Below are 19,787 nucleotides of genomic sequence, written 5' to 3'. Positions count from 1 at the left end.
AATCCAGAAACATGGAGCTTCCGATGAAGATACTGACTGCAACACTTGGCCTGCTGGCCCTCTCGACCGCTCCGGTCCTCGCTCAGATGAACAACGGTATGGATCACTCCAACATGCCGATGTCGTCCGAGCAAATGGAGGGTGCCGTTCATACAAGGGCCGTCGTCAACTCGATCGGTGACGGCACGGCCAATGTGAGCCATGACCCGATCCCAGAGATCGGCTGGCCTGCGATGACGATGGATCTGCCGCTGCTTGAGAACGCCGAAATGATGGGGGCGATTTCCGAAGGCGACGAGGTTACGCTGATGCTCGTGAAGGGCGCGGACGGCATGTACGCAATCGGCTCCATGATGCCGAACTGAACCAGGAACGAGGCGACCGGTCACGCTGTGCCGGTCGCCTTCAATCCCAGCAAATGGACAGGCAAATGAAACGAGAACTCTTTTCCGTTTTGAGTGCTGCGGCGCTCTTTCTGGCGGCAGACCCACTTCTGGCGCACTCCGACAAGCAAGGAACCACACCGGTACATGGCGCACAGCTGACCGAGACGCCGGAGATGATCCACATGGTGTTCGACGACCCCATGCGCATAACCATGGTGCGCCTGGTGAATGCGGACGGCGACGAGATGCCCATAGAGCGTGGCGCGGGACTGGAACCGTCGCTGGAGTTCCACGCCGAGCCCCAGTCCCTGCTGCCAGGAAGCTACACCGTGGAATGGCGTGGGCTCGCCTCCGACGGCCATGCCATGCAGGGCAGCTTTTCCTTCGAGTTGACGGACTGAGGCGCGATGCTGGCCGCGCTCGCATCTGCTGACGCCGTCACCTGGATCTCCATCCTCGTGAAGACGCTCGCATATGCCGCGACGCTGGTCGCGGCAGGAAGCGTGCTCGTGTGGTTGGCGCTTCGAGAACTGAGCGCAGACGGACGCGCGTCACTTCTTCGGATGGCGGTTGTCGCCGCGCTGGCGGCGGCTGTGCTGAGCGTGCTCCGCGTGCCCTTGCGCGCGAGCTTCCTGATGGGCGGAACCTTCGACGGCGCAGTCGATCCCATGATGCTCGGCATCGTGTTCGACAGCCCGCTGGGCACCAGCGTGACCGTCCGGCTGATCGGACTTGCGCTCATACTTGCCATTGTTCTGCCCCTGCGGGGCGCAAGGTGGATCGCGCTGACCGGGGCGCTGATGGCCTGCGCGTCGTTCGCGCTTCGCGGCCATGCCCTTGGCGAGCCGCGTCTTCTGCTCGGGGCGCTGGTGACCGCTCACATAGTCGGACTTGCCTTCTGGCTCGGCGCTTTCGCGCCAATGTCTCGGGCCGCTCGAACCGAGGCGCCACCGATAGCCGCAGCTCTGGTGCATGAATTCGGGACGAAGGCCCTATGGGTCGTCTCCGCGCTGGTCGCCGCCGGGGCCGTGACGCTCGTCTTGCTTGGCGCGGCGGACCCTGCCGCCCTTACCACACCCTATGGTCAGGCGTTTCTCGTGAAGCTCGCGCTTTTTGCCGGCGTGCTCGGTCTCGCGGCGCTCAACAAGGTGCGGCTCACCCCGGCGCTGCAGTCCGCGGCGACGGGGGCTGCGCAGCGCCTGCGGCGGTCCATCGCTGCGGAAAGCGTGCTCATCCTGGCCATTCTGGCGACGACTGCAGCCCTTACCACGGTGACGTCGCTCCCGTCCGAACAGGCGCGTGTCGCGCCGCAGCAACCGAAGACGGTGCAAGCCGTCGCACATGCTTCCGGAGACTTTCCATGGCTCTCATGACCCGCCGCCGGTTCCATCAGACACTTCTAGGCACGACGGCTTTTCTGTGCGCTCCGCGGATCGGTCGGGCCGACACGCCCGCAGACCTCGTCGCCCGTGCCGGACGCGCCCGGTTGGCGCCTGCCGGGTATCCCGAGACGGAGGTCTGGGCCTATGACGGCTCGGTGCCCGGGCCTACCCTTCGCGTGGCCCGGGGCGCGCGGGTGTCCCGGCGCTTGGTCAACGATCTCCCGCAGGCCTCGAGCGTGCACTGGCACGGAATCCGGATCGACAACGTCATGGATGGCGTCGCCGGCCTGACGCAGGGAGCCGTCGAACCGGGCGCAGACTTCCTTTACGATTTCACCGTCCCCGACGCCGGCACCTACTGGTATCACCCTCATAATCGCAGTTGGGAGCAGATGGCACGTGGACTCTACGGCGCGCTGATCGTGGACGAAGCGGAAGGCGCCCCGGACGTGGATATCGACGAGGTTCTGCTTCTCGACGACTGGCGGCTCACGGAGGACGCACAGATTGCCGGGGGCTTCGGCAACATGCACGATTGGGCCCATGCCGGCCGGATCGGCAACTGGATCACGGTGAATGGCGACGGCGCCTGGTCGCGGACCGTCCAGCACGGCGCTCGGATGCGCCTGCGGCTCGTGAACACCGCGAATGCGCGCATCTTCTCGCTGGAGGCGCGGGGTCTGGAGGGCTGGGTCGTGGCGCTCGACGGCATGCCGCTCGAGACCCCGCGACCGCTGGGCCAACTCGCTCTGGCACCGGCTCAGCGCGCCGACCTGATCGTCGACGTGGTGGCTGGCGACGGCGAGGAAGCGATGCTCGTAAGCTTCGAGCGCGACGGCGGCTATGCGATTGCAGCCTTTAACGTCGATGGTGTTGCGCGAGCAGAGCGCCTGCCGGCGGCCGGCCCGCTGCCGCCCAATCCCGTTGCCGCACTCGGTTCCCTCGAGACCGCACGACGCGCGGAGCTTCTCATGGAAGGCGGTGCCATGGGCGGCATGCGCGGGGCGATGATGAACGGTCGCATGATGGACATGCGCGACATGGCGAGCGCCGGAAAGGTTTGGGCCTTCAACGGCATGGCGGACATGCCGGACGCGCCGCTGATCCAGGCCGACCGGGGCGAGACGGTCCGGATTTCGATCACGAACGACACGGCCTGGCCGCATGCGATGCACCTGCACGGGCACCATTTCCGGAAGGTCGGCACTGATGGCACCGTCGGCCCGCTCCGAGACACCCTTCTCATGAACCGCGGCGAGACCGCGGACATCGCCTTCGTGGCCGACAACCCCGGAGACTGGCTGCTTCACTGCCACATGCTGGAGCATTCCGCCGGCGGCATGATGACATGGCTGCGTGTCGCCTGACGCGCCACCACCATTCAAATCGAAAAGGGAGATACGACACATGAATCGCAGACACTTCATTTTCACCGGCGTCGGTGCGGCATTGCTCGCCCGCCCTGTGCTGGCGACGCCCGCCCGCATCGAGGTCTACAAGTCGCCGACCTGCGGCTGTTGCTCGGCCTGGGTCGAGCACATGGCAGGGGCCGGTTTTGCCGTTGACGCGCAAGACGTGGATCAGGACAGCCTCTATGCGCTCAAGGCGCAATCCGGCATCACGCCCGAACTGGCCTCATGCCACACGGCGCTCGTGGATGGATACGTCATCGAGGGGCACGTCCCCGCCAGTGACGTCGAGCGCCTGCTTGCCGAACGCCCCGATGCGCTCGGGCTCGCGGTCCCGGGTATGCCGATCGGGTCGCCTGGCATGGAGATGGGCAATCAGCGCGACGCCTTCGACACGCTGATTGTGCTGAAGGGCGGGACGGCGGAGGTGTTCCAGCGTCACGCCTGATCCAGCGGTTCGGCCGATGCACGGGCCGCACCGGCCCCGCGAAGCAATGCCCTCAGAGATGCGAGGCCCAGCGAGGGTGCTCGTCGTCCACGACGAAGGGATGCGCGTGGCGGCGCCCTCCTTTGAGGTGGGGATGGTCGAGCGGCAGGTTGTCGTAGCTATGCGCGACTACCTCGGGATCTTCCCTCGGCCAGAGGCTCAGGGCGAAGAGCGCCCCGGCACCTGCCAGCGCGGCGAGGATCCCGAGCGCGACGACCGGCCCGAGCTGCGTCATCAGCCAGCCCGAGAGCGGATAGGTCATTCTGACAGTCCTTGCCATTTACGCGTCAAGCGTTGCGCAGGCGCTGGCCCACGACGTCACCCCGGGTGACGCGGGCTACACCCATGAAATCTGGGGGGCACGTCATCTCCTTCCTCTATCTCGGCGCCAAGCACATGGTGACGGGGTACGACCACATCCTGTTCGTTTTGGGCGTCGTGTTCTTCCTCTACCGGATGAAGGACGTCGCCATTTATGTCAGCATCTTCGCGGTCGGACACTCGGTGACGATGCGCACCGGCGTCTGGTGGGGATGGGCCAAGGGCGCATCTCGCTGGCATGGCGACCATGCCCTCCCCTTTCGTGGTTGCCTGACACCCTCCCGATTGATCTCGATCAGCGCATACGCGAGCGACTTGGGAGATGCTCCGCCCAAGTCCAAGAAGAACCGTTTCGAGCGGACCCACACATGGCTTCCATCGTGATCAGACCGCAATCGAGCCTCCCGTCCTACGCGCTCCTGTTCTTCGCCCTGCTCACGTTCGGCATCACGTGGAGCGTGATCGGCGGCTATATCTACTTTCCAGACCAGGCTGCCGCGACCTTTGGAGAGATCAGCGGCAGCCACCCCCTCTACTTCCTCGCCACCTGGGCACCCGGCATCGCGGGTATCCTTCTGGTGCTGGCTTTCGGCGGCTTGCGGGGCCTGCGCGCCTTCTTCTCGCGCCTCTTCTACTGGCGCTGCGCCCCGGTCTGGTGGGCCTTCATCGTGATCGGCATTCCCGTCGTCTTCATGGCCGGGTCGCTGATCAAGGGCGGGCCGCTCCTTGCGCCGGTTCCCCCGGAAGGCGTGGGCGCCATGGTCGCGCTCATGTTCATGATGCTCTTTCTGGGTCCGATGGAGGAATTCGGCTGGCGCGGCGTGGCACAGCCGCTCCTGCAGCGTCACATGGCCCCCTTCTGGGCCGGGGCCCTCATCGGGACGGCCTGGGGGGTCTGGCACCTGCCCGCCTTCTATCTGGCTGGTGTCGTCTATGAGAACTGGTCCTTCCTGCCCTTCTTCATCGGTAACGTGACGCTTGCGATCCTCGTGACGCCGATCTTCAACAGCGCACGCGGCAGCCTGCTTCTGCCGATGCTGTTCCACTGGCAGCTCATCAATCCGTTCTGGCCCGATGCCCAGCCCTGGGACACCCGCATCCTGGTGGTCGTGGCCTTGGTCGTGGTCTGGCTGAACCGCAAGACGATGTTCAGCCGCGACGGCGCGGCGACCGAGGTCATCCCGGCGGCGCGCGGCGCCGCGCCGCAAACGGCGGAGTAGGGAGATGCGCCGAGGCCTTCTTCTCGCCTTCGCGCTGGCTCTGGGCGGCCTCGCGGCGCCCGTGGCTGCGCAGGAGGGCCAGCTGGCGGCGATGCTGGACGATTTCCACGAACGCTACGGCTTTCCGGGCGCCACAGCGGCGATCGCCCTGCCGGATGGCACGGTGATGTCGGCGGCCATCGGCCTGGCCGATGTTGAGGCGGGGCGCGCCATCACGACGGAGACGCCCATGCTGGCCGCGAGCATCGGGAAGAGCTTCGTTGCCGCAACGGTGCTGGCGCTGGAACGCGAGGCGCGTCTGTCGCGCGACGATCTGCTCTCCGTCCATCTCGGGGATCGCCCGTGGTTCGACGCGCTGCCCAATGCAGGCACCATCACCATCGATCACCTCCTGCACCACACCTCCGGCCTGCCGGACCATGTGCATCTGCCGGAGTTCCAGCAGGGCTGGACCCGGCTGACAGCGGCCGAAGGAGACTTCGACCCCGAGCGGCTCATGGCCTTCGTGGCCGGACGGGAGCCGCTGTTCGAGGCCGGTCAGGCCTGGGCCTACAGCGATACGGGCTATGTCCTGCTGGGCCTCGTGATCGCGGACGTGACGGGACAGGCGTGGCACGAGGCCGTCCGCACCCGCCTGCTCGGTCCGCTTGACCTCGACGGCACGTTCCCGTCGGATCGACCCGACCTGCCGGGGCTTGCGGTGGGCTATGTCGATGCGGACAATCCGTTCGGCCTGCCCGCACGCACCGCCGATGCGGAGGGGCGGCTTCTGTGGAACCCGGCCGTGGAATCCGCGGGCGGTGGCTTCGCCTCGACCTCCGCCGATCTGGCGCGCTGGGGACATCTCCTGTTCGGCGGCGACGCGATGGAAGGCCCCTATCTGGACCGGCTGCTCGACGGCGTGCCCGTCGATCCGGAGGCCCCCGGCATCCTCTACGGCGCGGGCGTGGCGATCTACGCCGATACGCCGCGCGGGCCGGTCTGGGGCCACGGCGGGTGGATCCCCGCCTATGTCTCGAGCCTGCGCCACTACGCGGATCACGGCGTGACCGTGGCCTTCCAGATCAACACCGATATTGGCATCGCGGACGACTCGAGCGATCTCGTCCCGGCACTGGAAGCGGCGCTGGCCGAGCTTGCGATCGAGGCCGTCCGATGATGGCCCGGCGCACCCTGCTGAGCGGCCTTGCGGGCATCGCGCTCGCGGCTGGCGCATGGAGCGCCGGCGCCTACCGCGCCACGATGGCGGGGGCAGAGGCCCGCATCGCGCGGCGCAGCAGCGTCATCCCGACAGGCGCCGGGCCACTTGAATACGCCGTCGCCGGGGACGGGCCGGCGACGATGATGATGATCCACGGCACTGGCGGCGGGTTCGACCAGGGGCTTCTCTTTGCACACGGCCTGCTTGAGGCCGGCTTCCGGATCGTCGCGCCGTCGCGCTTCGGATACCTCCGAACCGGCTTCCCCGACGACGCATCGCCGGCCCGCCAGGCGGATGTCCTTGTCGACCTGCTCGACCATCTCGGCCTCGAGCGGATCGCCGTCGCGGGCGGCTCGGCGGGGGCGCTGACGGCGGCGGAATTCGCGCTGCGCCACCCGGACCGCTGCGCGCATCTCATCCTCATCGTGCCGGCGGCGAACCTGTCGGGGCGCGATCCGGTGGACTTCACCGCTCTGCAACACATGGCAGTGGAGCGCGTCCTGACCTCGGATGCCTGGTTCTGGGGCTTCGCGACGCTCGCCCCCGACATGCTGCTGCGCACGCTGCTCGCGACAGACCCCGCCCTGCTCGACCGGGTTTCGCCGGACGAGCGGCGGCGGGCCGACCTGATCCGCGCAGGCTTGATGCCGATCAGCCGCAAAACGGACGGTTTGCGGAACGACGGCCACTGGGCGGGAACGCGAACGGAGACGGCCTTCGAGAGCATCGCCGTGCCCACCCTGATCCTGTCCTGCGAGGACGATCTCTTCGGCACGGCCGAGACGGCGCGGCTGCTGGCCGACCGAATTCCCGGCGCGCGCCTTATCGTCTATCCCGACGGCGGGCATATCTGGCTCGGCCATGACACCGACCTGAGCCGAGACATTGGCGTGTTCATCACCGGGATGCCCAACCCCTGACTCTTCGAGGAGAGGTCCAATGCCCTATAACCGCGTCACGCTTCAGGCCTTCGGCGGCCCCGAAAACCTCATGCTGGAGACGGTCGCCGACCGGCCCGAGCCCGCAACGGGCGAGGTGTGCATCCGTGTCCTGGTGACCAGCGCCGCCTTCACTGACGTGATGATCCGCAAGGGCATGTATCCCGACGTGAAGGAAAAGCCGCCCCTCACCCTTGGCTACGACATGGTGGGGATCGTCGATGCGACCGGTCCGGGTGCCGCGCGCTTCAAGCCGGGTGACCGGGTGGCGGACCTGACGACCATCGGCGCCTACGCGGAATACATCTGCCTGCCCGAGGATCGGCTGACGCCGGTGCCCGAGGGCGTGTCTGATGTCGATGCGCTCGGCATGATCCTGTCGGCGGTCACGCCCTACCAGATGCTCACCCGCGTGGCGAAGATGCGGGCCGGCCAGAGCCTGCTGATCCACGGCGCGGGCGGAGCGGTCGGCACGGCGATGCTGCAACTGGCACGCGATGCGGGAATGGCGGCCTTCGGTACCGATGTCCCCCCAAAGCACGATCTGATCCGCAGCCTTGGCGCGACGCCGATCGACGCGGATGCGCCAGAGGCGACCCTTCTGGAGGCGACGGGCGGCGGCGTCGACGCCGTCTTCGACCCGCTGGGTGGCGACAGCCTGTCGCGCTCTCTCCACGCGCTGAAGCCCGGCGGCATGCTGGTGGCCTTCGGCTTCCAGAACGAGGTGCTGGGGCGCGGCGGCTCGATCCCGATGGATTTCGTCAAGCTCAAGCTCTGGGACTGGATGCCGAACGGGCATGCGACCGCGTTCTATTCCATCGGCGCGATGCGGCGAAAGCACCCCGACTGGTTCCGTGAAGACCTGGCGACGCTCTTCGAGATGCTCGCGGCGGGCCGCATCGACCCCACGGTCGCCGAGGTGCTGCCGCTGGCCGAGGTTCGGCGGGCGCATGAACGGGTCGAGGCGGGAGATGTTGCGGGTAAACTCGTCCTGAGGGTGACGGAGCAATGAGGAACATGTTCAAGGTTCTTTTTGCGCTCGCCCTGACCCTCGGGATCGCGGCAGAGGCACAGGCGCAATCGGAGATGTTGCTGAGCGATGTGACCATCGTCGATGTAATCGAGGGAACGCTCGCCCCCGGCCAATCCGTGCTGATCCGTGACGGTCTGATCGCGGAGGTCGGCCCTGATATTTCTGCGGCTTCGGCGACCCGCCTCGACGGCGCGGGCCGCTACCTTATTCCCGGGCTCTGGGACAGCCATGTGCACATCTTCTCCTCGGCGTCCGAACCCGATACGGCGCTGCCGCTATACCTTATCAACGGGATCACGGGTATCCGCGACATGGGCGCGCTCTGGCCGATCGCCGAACAGCAGGCGTTGCAGGCCCGGATCGAGTCGGGCGAGGTTCTGGGCCCCCGGTTGATCCTCGCAGGGGCCTGGGTCGATGCCAGCCCCGGGTCCTGGCCCGGCATGTTCCTTGCTGACACGCCGGACGAGGCACGGAGCGTCGTGGACCGGATCGCCGCCGAAGGCTGGGCTGCCGTGAAGGCCTATTCGATGCTCGATGAAGCGAGCTATCTCGCGCTGGCCGAGGCGGCCCACGACGTTGGGCTGCCCTTCGTGGGCCACATCCCCGAACGGGTCGCGCTCGGCACCGCCATCGACGCCGGTCAGGAAGGGATGGAACATTTCGGGCGGGTCGCGATGGCCTGCTCGACCGCAGAAGAGGCCATGCTGGACGAGCTGCGCGCCGCGATGGCCGAGGGCGCCGAGCTGGACCGCGTCTTCGAGATCATGGCGTCGCGAAACCGGATCATCCTCGAGACCTGGGACGAAACCCTTTGCGACGCGATGCTGGCGCGGATGGCCGAGGCCGGGATGCATGTCAGCCCGACGCTGGTCGTGGCGGATTTCTACACCGGCAACTGGCCCGCGGCTGATGCGCCGCGGATGCGCATGATCCCGGCCGAGGTGCGCGAGGCCTGGGGAGAACCGGATTTCCGGCTGGAGGCGATGACAGACGAGGTGCGTGCCCTTGCCCAGGACAGCATCGCGCTCGACCGGCGGACCTTCCTTATGGCCCACTGGGCAGGCGTGCCGATCCTGGCCTCCAGCGATGCCTCTTTCGCCAACCCTTATCTCTTCCATGGCTTCTCGCTGCTCGACGAGCTGAACCTTTACGTGGCCATCGGCCTCACCCCCCGCGAAGCGCTCTACACTGCGACCGTCGCCCCGCCGCGATTTTTCGGCTTACCGGATCAGGATGGAACCATCACCCCCGGACGGCGCGCCGACCTGGTTCTGCTCGATGCCAACCCGCTGGAGGGCCTCGCGACGCTCCGCCGACCGCAAATGGTCGTCGTCGGCGGGCAGGTTCTGAATCGTGCCGCGCTGGACGGTCTTGAAGCCACGCTTCTGGAACGCGGCCAGTAGAACGTGGTCTGCCGGGGGGGGACCGACGACAGGGCATCACGAACCAAGGGCCGGTCTTCCGCCAATAGGTTCGTCCAGGCGATGATGGTGGCAGGCCTGATCCTGCTGATCGCCCTCAGGTGGCGGAGGGGATGGGCCTGATATCCAACCTTCCCCGGACGTCAAGGTATTGGTATTGCTTGGTTTAAACTAGCCACCGCAAGCCAGTCCCACCGAAACGCCATCAGACAAGCGCGATGTCCGCCCGGCCTCCTCGGGCCAGGAGCGAGTTGTTTTGAGCCGAAGCACTCTCCATTCTTACTAATACCTCCATCGAAAGCAGATCGACGTTCGTTCCGAGGAACGTGCCTGCTACCGGCGTGACCTGCGCGTTGTTCCGGGCCACTGCGAGAGGTATTAAGTTTCCGGATGGACCGGTGAGAGCCCATAGTTCCGAATGCTGCGGTCAGAATGAACTGGTAGATTGCCGACCTAGCTGCCATTCACTGTGCCTGCAACCTTGCCTACCGCGCCTATCCGGCATCCGGTGACGGGGACAAGGACCGGACGTTCGCGGCAGCCTGCACCAAGGTCGGTCCGGAAAACACAGCCGCGGTAGGACTTTGCCTCGAATTTTCCGAAGAAACTGACGACGGACAGACGGAGGGGTCTCAAGAACGTGGGACGGAGTAGAGGGTATAGCTGTTCGTTTGTGTGACAATTGTGGCCGATGTCTCGGATACCAAGCTCTCTGCAGCGGGACCGCCTGTCGAACAGGTGACGAGATCCGCAGCATCGTCCAGGAAGTCGACAGTAAATGCAGACTCGCCAGTGAGCTTGCAGTCGTCGTCGGCTGAGCGGTAGCCCCGCACGAACACCAGTTCGGGGTCGGGTTCGCTTATGCCTACGACAGAGGTCGGTTCACTGCAACCGGTTGTCATGGCGACACAGGACAGGATACCGGCTACGCCAACGCATCTGCGGAGCGTTCCACCGGCAGTCGATCCGATCAATCGGCCTGTCGGTGCCGTGTGGTGACGGGAAGGATGCTTCATTTCGGGCCCCTGAGATTCTTGAAAATCCTGATGCCAACTACGCCGCCCAACACGGCGCCTCCGGCCAGAACAAAAAACCAGCCAAAAGCCAATAAAGCGAAGGGCTCCTGCAGGACGCCGTTTTCGTCGACATATGATCCCTGTGACGCATACCCAGCCCACAACACGACGCCGATGGTCAGCAGAGCCAGAGCAACCAGTGTGAGTTTCGTCATGGTCGCGCCACCTTCCGGACCAGCTCAAGTGTAGGTTGCGGACCAAACGGACAGGTCACGCCGGTCACTCCCACTCCGCACCTGTCGTCCGCCAACGTTTCTCTTCCGTGTCCCAGGTGCTCGCGGCTACACATGGAGTTGGATTTATGCCACCGCATTGTGACCCGTGGACAACCGCAAGCAGAACCCTGTTTGACCCGAGATCGACCATATCCCAACCCTGGTTCAGGAGGGAGTGAAGATCATCCTCCACGAGAAAATGAGACATGCATCCGCCCGTTCCGCAAAATAGCGACACGGCCGTCGAGCAGGCGAATCCGCTCTCGTTCAAGACCCAATCGAGATACAAGTCACCGTCCAGATCCACTCGTTCGACCGCTCCCCACTCAATAGCGAATTCGCCGTTCTCGTACCCTGCGCAGGCCTTCGTGGCGGCTTCGACTTTGTCTTGCAACTGGGTTGGCAACTCGGGCAGATCGGCCGAAAAAGCCGGGGCAACCGTGAAAGACCAGGACAGGGCAATCGCCCAAAACATCGCGGTGAGATTGGACGAGAGGCCGTGCTCTCGTGGACTACGCCGGACCATCAATTGCATTTGTCGTACCGATAGTCGCCAAACTCCAGCCAGTCCTGCCCGTCATCGCGGAAGACCAGAAATTCCGAACGATCCTCGCCGAGAAGCGCGACGACGAATCCCGCAGGTGTCTCGGCTGAACCGAAGTACGAATAGGAGGTCATGGCACGAAGTGTCTCGCCGTTGACCGTGACACGGGCATCCCATTGATCGTCGGAATTTTCCAGGACCGTGTATTCGATCTGGCGCTTGATGGCGCCCCCTCCGCAATAGACGATGCCCTCGGGAGCCTCAGGGACAGCGGCCTCCTGTGCGGCACCTGCGCCTGAACATGTAGCCCGGAGCGACTTCACGGCCGCTGCCGAGCCGGACAGGTCGAAAAATCCATAGCTCACATCCTGATCGATCATCGAGAGGTTCAGAACGGCATTGGCCGCGATCTGATCCAGAACGAAGCCGTAGTCCGCCGCGTCATCGAACAGGATCTCGACGGGATAATTGTCCACGATCAGGAACTGCGCATTTCCGCCCCCGGCTTGAAACGAGCCGACCTCGGTCTGACCGTCTTTCATGAACCGGATGGAGAGGCCCTGTTTGTTGACGATGTCTTCGCTCTGGTCATACCCGGCCGGCGCGAAACGGATGCGATCGCATTGCAACTCAAGATCCATGTTCCCGGACTGCGCGAAGGCCATAGGCGTCGGCTCCCCGCTGAACCCCCACTCCGCGACCGCCGGCGTGGCAATCATCCCGGCGATTGCGAGGCTCGCCGCCAGATGCACTTTCATGACGTCCCTCCACTGTTGGTAGGCGTGCCCGAGCGACCGTAGGGGCGGCACGCCAGAAACAAAACGTTCCAAACGCTCGGAGCTTAGGCCTATTTCTTGGCCGCTTCAGCGAGGTCTGCCATGACCTGCTCGCAGTTTTCAGATGATCCAAGGCTTTCGTTTTCCAGTTCCAGCCCCTGCATCGCGGCGATGTCGGACGCGGCCCGTGTGAGGACCTGATCGACCTGTTCAGGAGACAGCAATCCTTCGTTCTCCGCCGCTGTCACCGTGGCGCATATGCCTGCATTGAGGCCCGTGGCGATACCGACGCCCGCAGCGGTTCCCATCATCAGCGGACCGCCAATGACCACTCCCAGCACCGCGCCAATGATCAGACCGATAATCCCTGTAACGGCCTTACCCATGTTCCATCTCCTCTTTTTGCGCCCAACGTATGTCGTTGCAGATTGCGCATGTTCAGTTTTTCGGCCTCACGGGCATCCCGCGCGATTGCCCTGGTTGCTAGAATTGGCCGAGCGCCTCGCCGCGACGCGAACGCGGCTGGCCAAGGACCTCTTCGTCAGGGATCGGCCTTGAGGCCGGGCCGCTGTCACTGTGGATGTTCGCAAGCGCCGGAGGCCGCGAGGGTGCTGGACGGCCTGTGCCGTTAAAACTGCTGGAATTCGGTCACTCGACCGGTTCCGTCAACATTACAATAGCCTCTGGCACCTCTACCGGCAACTTCCCAATCGAACGAGGCACCGGCCCGCCTCAGATCTGCCGCACTCATTGAACCGGAATTTATACCTTGCTGTAACGTCGCGCCCGGGCGCACGGTAATATCCGAATTGGGAACACTAAACTGCTGCAATACCCGGTTTTTGCATCCAAGCCCCAACATGCCGATAACGGCGTTGGTCTCGCTGGCGTCCATCGCCGGTCTGCTTGATGAGCCATCTGTCTCGACGCAGGCGGCCAAAGCAAGTGGCAGCAAGGCCGCCAACAGGATCTTCGGCGTTTTCCGGCTTTGTATAGTCATCGTTCTTACTCCTTTTTTGTCTTTTTCTGGGGGAGCATTCTGTCGAATGGCGGACCATGATCGACGCCTACGGTAGTGCTGCGCGTTAACTTCTTTCTCGCCTAAGTGGCGCTCACGAAAAGCGACTGCGGATGGGTTGGCAGGCTCAACCTGATACGACAATGTTCACAATATACCCAATCACAACAATCGCCACTACTGCGCCAATTATCATATACTTTGTTCGGCTTTCCATCACGGCGTTCCATTTCCTACGTTGTGCTTGTTTCGCTGCTACCCGAACTAAAATTAGCGGCTATAGATCCCAGTCAGCTCTACCAGACTATTCGTTGGCTGTCGTTGGCTGCCCGTCGCAAAGTGCTTGTCTGAGAGTCTCAAACAGTCACAAGAAGGCCGCTCGACTATCTGTACCGTTCGTACGCCCACTTCAGCGCAGCGATGTCCGACGAATATTGAAAAATGTTCCCTTGTTGACTAGCGTTGTCCGTTGCTGCCGCATCGTGAGGCTTTTGGGCCCATCGACCGACCAAGGACGCGGGACTTACATCGAATTCCTCCTTAAACACTCGACTGAAGTGAGCTTGTGAAGAAAACCCCCAACGTTCGGCAACGGCCTTAACAACGCCTCTCACGGGCTGTGCTTCCGACAGATCTCTATAAGCTCTGTTCAATCGGAGCGAAAGAATGTACCGGTTCACACCGCCGAAGTCTGCCAGGTGGCGGAATAGTGTCGCTCGGGACAGTTTCAATTCTTGGCATATCCTGTCTGCGCTAAGCCAAGAATAGTTGAGATTCTTTTCAATGAAGCTCTTGATGGCATTGACTTGGTCATTTCGGCTATTTGGATATTTTGCATGTTTCGTTCTATGAGCAAAAACGCCTCTAAGTGTCCCGGAGAGGCTTTCTGAAAGAACCGAAAGCTCATTTTGGCTCAGATGGTCAAGCTCCTGATATGCGGCGTCAATGCTCGCCGAAAGAAAACGCCCAAGAGCAGTGTCTAGGCTTAAACTTAAAACGGGGGGATGGATCAATGGGTCATAGCCGAGTGCGTGATAGGGCAAAAAGATCGAAACCAGTTCGTGATCGGTGTGAGCTTCGCGCTTGGATCGATTTTGATCGATAAAATAGAGAGCGCTGCGATTTAAATCGAATTTTTCCACATCTAATTGAATGGTCTCTTTGCCAGATTTAAGCATTTTGACCTTTATGAATTTGGTGGGTGCCTCTCAACCAGCTTGCTCGATCTGATTATGGTGTTAGCTTCCGCTCGGACGCTGGAAAACAAAATATCCGGTGCAAACCATATACGGGTAGAAAATCTATAATTGCTCGACGCGGAGCCTTCCGGATTAAGCTCATAGGTGCCATCGGTGATTTCACCCCAAATTGCTCGCGCCTCATCTGGTGCCAAATCAAAAGTATTGACGTGATATGATTTAGCCATTCCGCACTCCAATGAAGCGTTCTCAGCAGACTTTGGGCAAACACAACGGGTCGGATTCAATGTTTGAACAGTACAAATTCTTGGAACGTCACAGAGGCCTTCAGACGCTATGCGGACTGGCTTCCACGATCAACCATTCGGGGTCGCCATCACTGGTCGCGTGGCAATACCCATTGCGGTTGTCGCGCGACCAGGCAGCTCAGGTCAAGGTCAGCGTCTGGATCCTGGATAAAGGCGCCGGCAATCTGGCCCACACAGTCACCCGCGTAGCTCCAAACCTCATGCCCACTCTGCGGGACAAGGACGTAAGTGCTGTTCTCCAGTTCGCGGGCGGCACGCTTGCCCATGAAGACCGGCGTCCGCCTGTCGTATGCGCCTTGCAGGATCAGCGTCGGAACCATGCTACTCACCGGGTCTTTGACCTGGATGGGCGCGGCTCCCACAGGCCAGTTACGACAAAGGTCTGCCATCGTTTGCGATAGTGCCAGGTCGCTCAATTGTGGAAATGCCAGATCGTTGTAGCTGTTGACGGCATCCTCGAAGCGCTCAAACGGGATGTCTTCGACGCAATGGATCGTGTTGAAGAATAGCTGCCGTCGCTTGTAGAACGCGTGTGGCACCTATTCGGGCACCGGCTAGGGGTTGACCTGCCCGACGTGCTGACGCTGGCCCTGTCGTCGCCCTCACAGAGCGTCATGGACGTTCTGACCGGGGAAGGACTAGGCGACCTTGACCTAGCCGCCGTGGCGGTCTTGGCGGTGCCGCTGTGGGCACTACCCGTTGCCGACCGACCCACCGTCGCGGCCCTTTGCGAACATCCTTGAACCCAAGTGCCAAGGGCAACTTGCCGCGCCGACTGCGCGGCATTTTTTTACCTTCCGAGCGGTCGAATACGCGGTTCGATACGCTCCGGCACGTTATAAGCTTGAACCGTGATGGAGATTTCGCGGTTGGTGTCGTCTTTGTGGCCGAAAAGGTAGGTCCAACTGCTTTCCGAACGCTGCTTCACCAACTTCTTGAAGTTTGCGTGGTTCGGAGTGCTGCTAGAAATCTTCTCAAGAACACCCGTGAAGTCTTTGTTTCGGCTGAACATTAGGACTGCGGCCTTTGTGTCGCGCCAACTCAGATAGGAAAGCACTTGGTCCAACGTTTCTAGATACGCCTTCTCTCCAGTCCAGAACTTGCATTCGCCAATGAAGATGTTTCGGCCATCGACCTTGATGAGAATATCGGTTTTACCTTCGTAGTTGAATGTTTCCCCGGTCGCATCTCCGGAGAAATGGCCGTTCAACTGGACCAAAAAATGAGTCCGTAGGCTTTCTTCGTCAATCTCTCTGAAGGCGCCGGGGCTTTGCTCCATGACTTGAACCATATTCTCAAGCACTTTCAGAATATGTTCGTAGTCATCGCTTGTAAGCGTCGGTTCGGGTTCAAAGGGAGCTCTAGAAGCTTTGGGCTTCGGTGTGGCGGGTCTGATCTTACGGCGGACGGACGGCGCGGCAAAGGTCTCCGATGCACCGGGCCTTTCTTTCATCTTGAAGCCCAAGCCCGCGACTAGCGACTTGTCTTTGAGGAGTTTTTCTTTGCGGCGCTCAATAGTTTGCGTCGCTAGAGCCAACAATCCGGCATTGTATCCCTGCGCATCCTTTGTCAACCATTCAAGATGTTGGTTGATCGACGAAACGCGGCTGTCAACTTCCTTCCGCACTTGGTCCGCCGTCAAGTTTGTTCCAGTTATGGAGAACTTGAGACTATCGCTACCAACATAGGCACGGGGATTGTTGAAGTTTCGGGTCGTCGGTTGAATGTCGAAACCAGTTTTGTTCCCAGTGTAAGGGATTTCTACGTCAACCGCTGTTCCTGTAACTGTCCGTGTTCCACCATAACCATCGTAGAATGGATCGTTACGACGGCCAACTTCAACTTCAGCTTCGCGCTGATCCGCGACGATTTCGTCGGGGAGGATCGTAGGAACGTCAAATACAAACTCAGAAACATAGTATTTTGCCAAGTCTGACGTTGAAGTGTTGAGCAATTCGTCGCCGTTCATGGCCTCAATAGATGCCACTAGCTTCTGTTTCCAAGCTTCCTGCGTGGCGAACCAATCGCCTTTGTTGAAAAGGTGGTCTTCTGGCGTTGAACTATAGCGTCGCATAACAAACTCGCATTGTGCGTGAACTCTTGCGACCAACCATATGTAGAGTGAAGCCGAATGCCAACGCACAACATTCGCTTTCAAACCGGCGAGAACACCGGCTGAAAATGAGTAGTAGGGCGTTAGTAGATTTGGCAACTTGCCTAATTTATCAATGAAATCAAAGGCAAGTGGCGGAGCGGACGCGACCGGGATCGGACGTTCTCCGAGATACAAGCTATTGATTTTATTTCCACCTTTCCGCTTATGGCAGCTTGCCAGCCAGCGACAGCTTGTATGGCAACGAACCGAGCACGGCCGACAAGCGCATCAAGGCGGGCAAAACACGTGTGCTCTTGACGGTATTCGAGGAGTACGAGACCCATCTGCAGCGCCTTCGCCCCCTGCGAACCGCCATGGAAGAACGCCTGCTGCGGGCCTTCGCAGGCCTGATCAACCAGCTTCGGCAGCAGGACCTCGGCATCGAACGATACATCTGGCGCTCGCGTGATGATTCCAAGGTTCGCGACAGCCACGCTGAGTACGACGATCAGGTGTTTCGTTGGGACGAGCCGCCCGCTGGCGGCCATCCGGGACAGGCGCACAACTGTCGCTGCTATGCAGAGCCAGTTGCGCCGGGATTGCAGAATGATGTTATTCTTGCAGAACTTGCGCTACCGGCAGACAGTTTTCCGAGCAGCGGCGGGATTGTACGCAGGCTGGCAAATGGCCTTTTGGCCCGGTCACCGGCGGGGATGGCGGCCTATGCTGCGCTGGAAGCCAACAACCTGCTTCAAGGCTTCGTACAGTCCGCCCGAGAGCAGCGAGTTAGAGACGCCGCTGCGGTCCTGGGTGCTGACCTTGGCACCGTGGAGGGGTTGCTGGCCGCGCAATCCTACGCTCAGGCGCTGGTTCTGGCTGAGAATGGCTTCCTGTCAGGGTCTCCGGAACGTGGCGAACGGGCGAGAGTGATAGCTGAAGCCCTCGGCTTGTACGAGATGTACCGGCCCGGTCTGTTCACGTTGCCCAACGAGAACGCCGGTGACGCAGTCAATCTCGCACGCCGCCTCGCCGTGGATGCACTCGCCGCACTGGACGCCGGTCGCCTTGTCATCGACGAAGGTTCTCTTTCGCAGGGTTGGGCCGAGGTCTTTCCGGGATTGACCGAAGATGAACGACGCCTCGGGCAGCTTCCCGGTTTTACGCCCGAACGCATCGAGCAGTGGCTGGAAACCTACCCGGCCGAGGTTCTTGGCCTGCCGAACCACACTGGATCGCCCGCCGTCGAAGACCCCACTGGCAACACCATCTCCACGCCTATCCCGGATGCGGCGGGTCCGAACGTCGTGACCATGGAGAACCCGCATTCGATTGACAGCGTCTCCATCCCCGAAGATCGCGCGCGGCATATTCTCGATGGCGAGGGGCGTAGCGGAGGGCATAGATACGGAACGGGCATTCCGGGTAAGACTGAATTTCCCGCCACCTGGTCAGATAATGATATTCTGGAGGCCATAAGGCAAGTCGCGGGAACTGGTACTGTTGATCGACCCGCGCATCGTGATGGCGATCTGGTCGTCGTCGGCGAGGTAAATGGCGTCACGATCGAAGTTGTCGTACAACCAAACGGCGAAGTGCGGACGGGCTACCCGCTCTCGGGGCCGGGTGTAAGAAGGAACTAGGGCAGAGATGGACGACAAAGAAGCAATTGAACTCCTTGAAAAGCAGATCAAGGCCCTCGAACAGGCAGGCATCGACATGTCAGGTGATCGAACATTCTTCTATGTCGGGGAGTATGATCTCGCGCTAGAAGGCGTCTACGTCGCGCACAAAAGGCACCCCGGTGTGCTCGATGCAAAAGAAGTGCGAGCGCTCGTCGACGATTTCGGCATGGACACGGCCGAATTCGACCGGTGAACTGCTTCTGAAGTCGGTGTGAGCCTGTTTGCGGACCAGTACCGATTTATGTTCGCGCCTCCACCCAACTCGCCACGGTCAGCCCCGGCACGCTGTCCAGCGCCCGGTCCGCGTCCCGTGCGAGATCCAGCCGCTTCGGCAGCTTGACCTGCGGCACCAGCAGGAAGATCGGCGCGGTGACCTGGTTGCGGCCGGTCTTCGCGCGCGACGCCACCGCCTGGCCCCGTTTGTTGATGCGGGCGCGGTCGGCGACGAGCAGGTTCGGTCCCCGGCGGCGATAGACGAAGCGCAGTCGTAGACCCCGGCGGCGCTCCCATTCGCCGGGGGTGATCTTGCCGCCACGCAGGCCGCGGCCGGCGGCGGGCGTCGGGATCGCCAGCCAGAAGCCGGTTTTCGAGCGGATCAGCGGGCCGGTGTCGTGGGCGCCGACGTTGGCGGGGGCCTTCGACCAGACCAGCGACGCCGCGCCGATGCTGGTGGTGCCCTTGGGCCATGTCTCCGCGCGGATGCTCCTGGCCAGCCTCTGGCCCAGCCCCGCGCCAGTGATCTGGCGACGCCAGTCGGTCTTGAGCTGCCCGCCGGCCTCTCGCATCGCCGTGGTCACCGCACGCTCGCCGGCCTTGATCTCCGCGGCCATGAGCGCGGCGAGGTCCGGCGTGACGTCGAGCTTCAGCTTCATGACCGTCAGGCCAGACGCAGGTCCACGGTCCAGACGAGCCGCTCGCGGTCGCGGAGGGGCTCGCCCTGGATGAGGAAGGCCTCACCGTCGATCTCGATGCGGTCGCCGGGCCGGGGATTGGGTACCTCGGACACGCGAAGATCCATGCGCGTGGTCTCCGACCAGAAGCTCAGCGTCATGCGTGATCCTGTCGATGCTGTTCGC

At 62.2% G+C, this 19,787-nt stretch carries 23 protein-coding genes and 1 pseudogene; 13 read left to right on the top strand and 11 right to left on the bottom strand.

Features of this window, described 5'->3' with window-relative positions; translation table 11 throughout:
* Positions 1–23 precede the first annotated feature (23 nt).
* From Ga0609869_RS10095 to Ga0609869_RS10075, 5 genes are all read left to right on the top strand, one after another.
* Positions 24–365 carry a copper-binding protein gene (locus Ga0609869_RS10095; protein WP_125406743.1) on the top strand — a complete coding sequence of 114 codons (342 nt, stop codon included), beginning with the start codon at positions 24–26 and terminating at the stop codon, positions 363–365.
* Between the two features lie 65 nt (positions 366–430).
* Complete coding sequence (locus Ga0609869_RS10090; protein ID WP_170168839.1) at positions 431–787, top strand: copper resistance CopC family protein; 357 nt, start codon at positions 431–433, stop codon at positions 785–787.
* A gap of 6 nt (positions 788–793) precedes the next feature.
* Positions 794–1,759, top strand: coding sequence for a CopD family protein (locus tag Ga0609869_RS10085; RefSeq protein WP_125406737.1), 966 nt, complete (start codon positions 794–796; stop codon positions 1,757–1,759).
* Entirely contained in the window at positions 1,747–3,135 is a 1,389-nt protein-coding gene (locus Ga0609869_RS10080; protein ID WP_125406734.1) for a multicopper oxidase family protein, read from the top strand. Before Ga0609869_RS10085 ends, Ga0609869_RS10080 begins: the two co-directional genes overlap by 13 nt.
* A 40-nt stretch (positions 3,136–3,175) precedes the next feature.
* The gene (locus tag Ga0609869_RS10075) at positions 3,176–3,625 is read left to right on the top strand and encodes a DUF411 domain-containing protein (protein ID WP_125406731.1); all 450 of its coding nucleotides are present in this window, start codon (positions 3,176–3,178) and stop codon (positions 3,623–3,625) included.
* Positions 3,626–3,677: 52 nt separating this feature from the next.
* Here the strand turns inward: Ga0609869_RS10075 and Ga0609869_RS10070 are convergent, their stop codons facing one another.
* Positions 3,678–3,926: a hypothetical protein gene (locus Ga0609869_RS10070; RefSeq protein ID WP_125406728.1), complete on the bottom strand. Its 249-nt coding sequence runs from the start codon at positions 3,924–3,926 to the stop codon at positions 3,678–3,680.
* Between the two features lie 83 nt (positions 3,927–4,009).
* Between Ga0609869_RS10070 and Ga0609869_RS18365 the strand changes: the two genes are divergently transcribed.
* From Ga0609869_RS18365 to Ga0609869_RS10040, 6 genes are read left to right on the top strand one after another with little or no spacing between them, the layout of a single operon-like run.
* A complete protein-coding gene (locus tag Ga0609869_RS18365) occupies positions 4,010–4,369 on the top strand; it encodes a HupE/UreJ family protein (RefSeq protein ID WP_438826875.1) in 360 nt (119 codons plus the stop codon).
* Positions 4,354–5,205, top strand: coding sequence for a CPBP family intramembrane glutamic endopeptidase (locus tag Ga0609869_RS10060; RefSeq protein WP_125406725.1), 852 nt, complete (start codon positions 4,354–4,356; stop codon positions 5,203–5,205). The genes Ga0609869_RS18365 and Ga0609869_RS10060 overlap by 16 nt, the downstream gene beginning before the upstream one ends.
* A 4-nt stretch (positions 5,206–5,209) precedes the next feature.
* Positions 5,210–6,364 carry a serine hydrolase domain-containing protein gene (locus tag Ga0609869_RS10055; protein WP_125406723.1) on the top strand — a complete coding sequence of 385 codons (1,155 nt, stop codon included), beginning with the start codon at positions 5,210–5,212 and terminating at the stop codon, positions 6,362–6,364.
* Positions 6,364–7,326 (top strand): alpha/beta fold hydrolase, encoded by a 963-nt coding sequence (locus Ga0609869_RS10050; RefSeq protein ID WP_170168838.1) that lies wholly within the window; start codon positions 6,364–6,366, stop codon positions 7,324–7,326. The genes Ga0609869_RS10055 and Ga0609869_RS10050 overlap by 1 nt, the downstream gene beginning before the upstream one ends.
* A gap of 19 nt (positions 7,327–7,345) precedes the next feature.
* Complete coding sequence (locus Ga0609869_RS10045) at positions 7,346–8,356, top strand: medium chain dehydrogenase/reductase family protein (protein ID WP_125406718.1); 1,011 nt, start codon at positions 7,346–7,348, stop codon at positions 8,354–8,356.
* A gap of 5 nt (positions 8,357–8,361) precedes the next feature.
* Positions 8,362–9,780, top strand: a complete 1,419-nt coding sequence (locus Ga0609869_RS10040) for an amidohydrolase family protein (RefSeq protein WP_170168837.1) — start codon at positions 8,362–8,364, stop codon at positions 9,778–9,780.
* 1,030 nt (positions 9,781–10,810) lie between these two features.
* On the opposite strand, the gene Ga0609869_RS10035 is transcribed toward Ga0609869_RS10040, so the two are convergent.
* The 8 genes from Ga0609869_RS10035 to Ga0609869_RS10000 form a co-directional block, all read right to left on the bottom strand.
* A complete protein-coding gene (locus Ga0609869_RS10035; protein WP_125406712.1) occupies positions 10,811–11,029 on the bottom strand; it encodes a DUF3955 domain-containing protein in 219 nt (72 codons plus the stop codon).
* 64 nt (positions 11,030–11,093) lie between these two features.
* On the bottom strand, positions 11,094–11,624 hold the full coding sequence (locus Ga0609869_RS10030; protein ID WP_211336820.1) for a hypothetical protein: 531 nt from the start codon (positions 11,622–11,624) through the stop codon (positions 11,094–11,096).
* Positions 11,615–12,391, bottom strand: coding sequence for a hypothetical protein (locus Ga0609869_RS10025; protein WP_125406709.1), 777 nt, complete (start codon positions 12,389–12,391; stop codon positions 11,615–11,617). Before Ga0609869_RS10025 ends, Ga0609869_RS10030 begins: the two co-directional genes overlap by 10 nt.
* An 89-nt stretch (positions 12,392–12,480) precedes the next feature.
* Positions 12,481–12,795 carry a hypothetical protein gene (locus tag Ga0609869_RS10020; RefSeq protein ID WP_125406706.1) on the bottom strand — a complete coding sequence of 105 codons (315 nt, stop codon included), beginning with the start codon at positions 12,793–12,795 and terminating at the stop codon, positions 12,481–12,483.
* A gap of 242 nt (positions 12,796–13,037) precedes the next feature.
* Positions 13,038–13,409 (bottom strand): hypothetical protein, encoded by a 372-nt coding sequence (locus Ga0609869_RS10015; RefSeq protein WP_125406703.1) that lies wholly within the window; start codon positions 13,407–13,409, stop codon positions 13,038–13,040.
* Positions 13,410–13,810: 401 nt separating this feature from the next.
* A complete protein-coding gene (locus Ga0609869_RS10010) occupies positions 13,811–14,605 on the bottom strand; it encodes a helix-turn-helix transcriptional regulator (protein ID WP_369022855.1) in 795 nt (264 codons plus the stop codon).
* A gap of 397 nt (positions 14,606–15,002) precedes the next feature.
* Positions 15,003–15,473 carry an alpha/beta hydrolase gene (locus Ga0609869_RS10005; protein WP_125406699.1) on the bottom strand — a complete coding sequence of 157 codons (471 nt, stop codon included), beginning with the start codon at positions 15,471–15,473 and terminating at the stop codon, positions 15,003–15,005.
* A gap of 251 nt (positions 15,474–15,724) precedes the next feature.
* On the bottom strand, positions 15,725–17,224 hold the full coding sequence (locus Ga0609869_RS10000; RefSeq protein ID WP_211336819.1) for a hypothetical protein: 1,500 nt from the start codon (positions 17,222–17,224) through the stop codon (positions 15,725–15,727).
* Between the two features lie 56 nt (positions 17,225–17,280).
* Here Ga0609869_RS10000 and Ga0609869_RS09995 point away from each other — a divergent pair, with 56 nt between their 5' ends.
* Complete coding sequence (locus Ga0609869_RS09995; protein WP_125406696.1) at positions 17,281–18,669, top strand: EndoU domain-containing protein; 1,389 nt, start codon at positions 17,281–17,283, stop codon at positions 18,667–18,669.
* A gap of 7 nt (positions 18,670–18,676) precedes the next feature.
* Positions 18,677–18,904 carry a hypothetical protein gene (locus Ga0609869_RS09990; RefSeq protein ID WP_125406693.1) on the top strand — a complete coding sequence of 76 codons (228 nt, stop codon included), beginning with the start codon at positions 18,677–18,679 and terminating at the stop codon, positions 18,902–18,904.
* 46 nt (positions 18,905–18,950) lie between these two features.
* Here Ga0609869_RS09990 and Ga0609869_RS09985 read toward each other — a convergent pair whose 3' ends face one another.
* Together Ga0609869_RS09985 and Ga0609869_RS09980 are read right to left on the bottom strand one after the other, a co-directional pair.
* On the bottom strand, positions 18,951–19,583 hold the full coding sequence (locus Ga0609869_RS09985) for a DUF6441 family protein (protein ID WP_125406690.1): 633 nt from the start codon (positions 19,581–19,583) through the stop codon (positions 18,951–18,953).
* A 5-nt stretch (positions 19,584–19,588) separates the two neighbouring features.
* A pseudogene (locus Ga0609869_RS09980) lies at positions 19,589–19,747 on the bottom strand (head-tail joining protein); the annotation flags it as partial.
* Between the last annotated feature and the right edge of the window lie 40 nt (positions 19,748–19,787).

Origin of the sequence: Rhodovulum iodosum, assembly GCF_041020385.1 — a bacterium.
Classification (GTDB): Bacteria; Pseudomonadota; Alphaproteobacteria; order Rhodobacterales; family Rhodobacteraceae; genus Rhodovulum; species Rhodovulum iodosum.
This window is presented reverse-complemented; position numbering and strand designations above follow the sequence as displayed.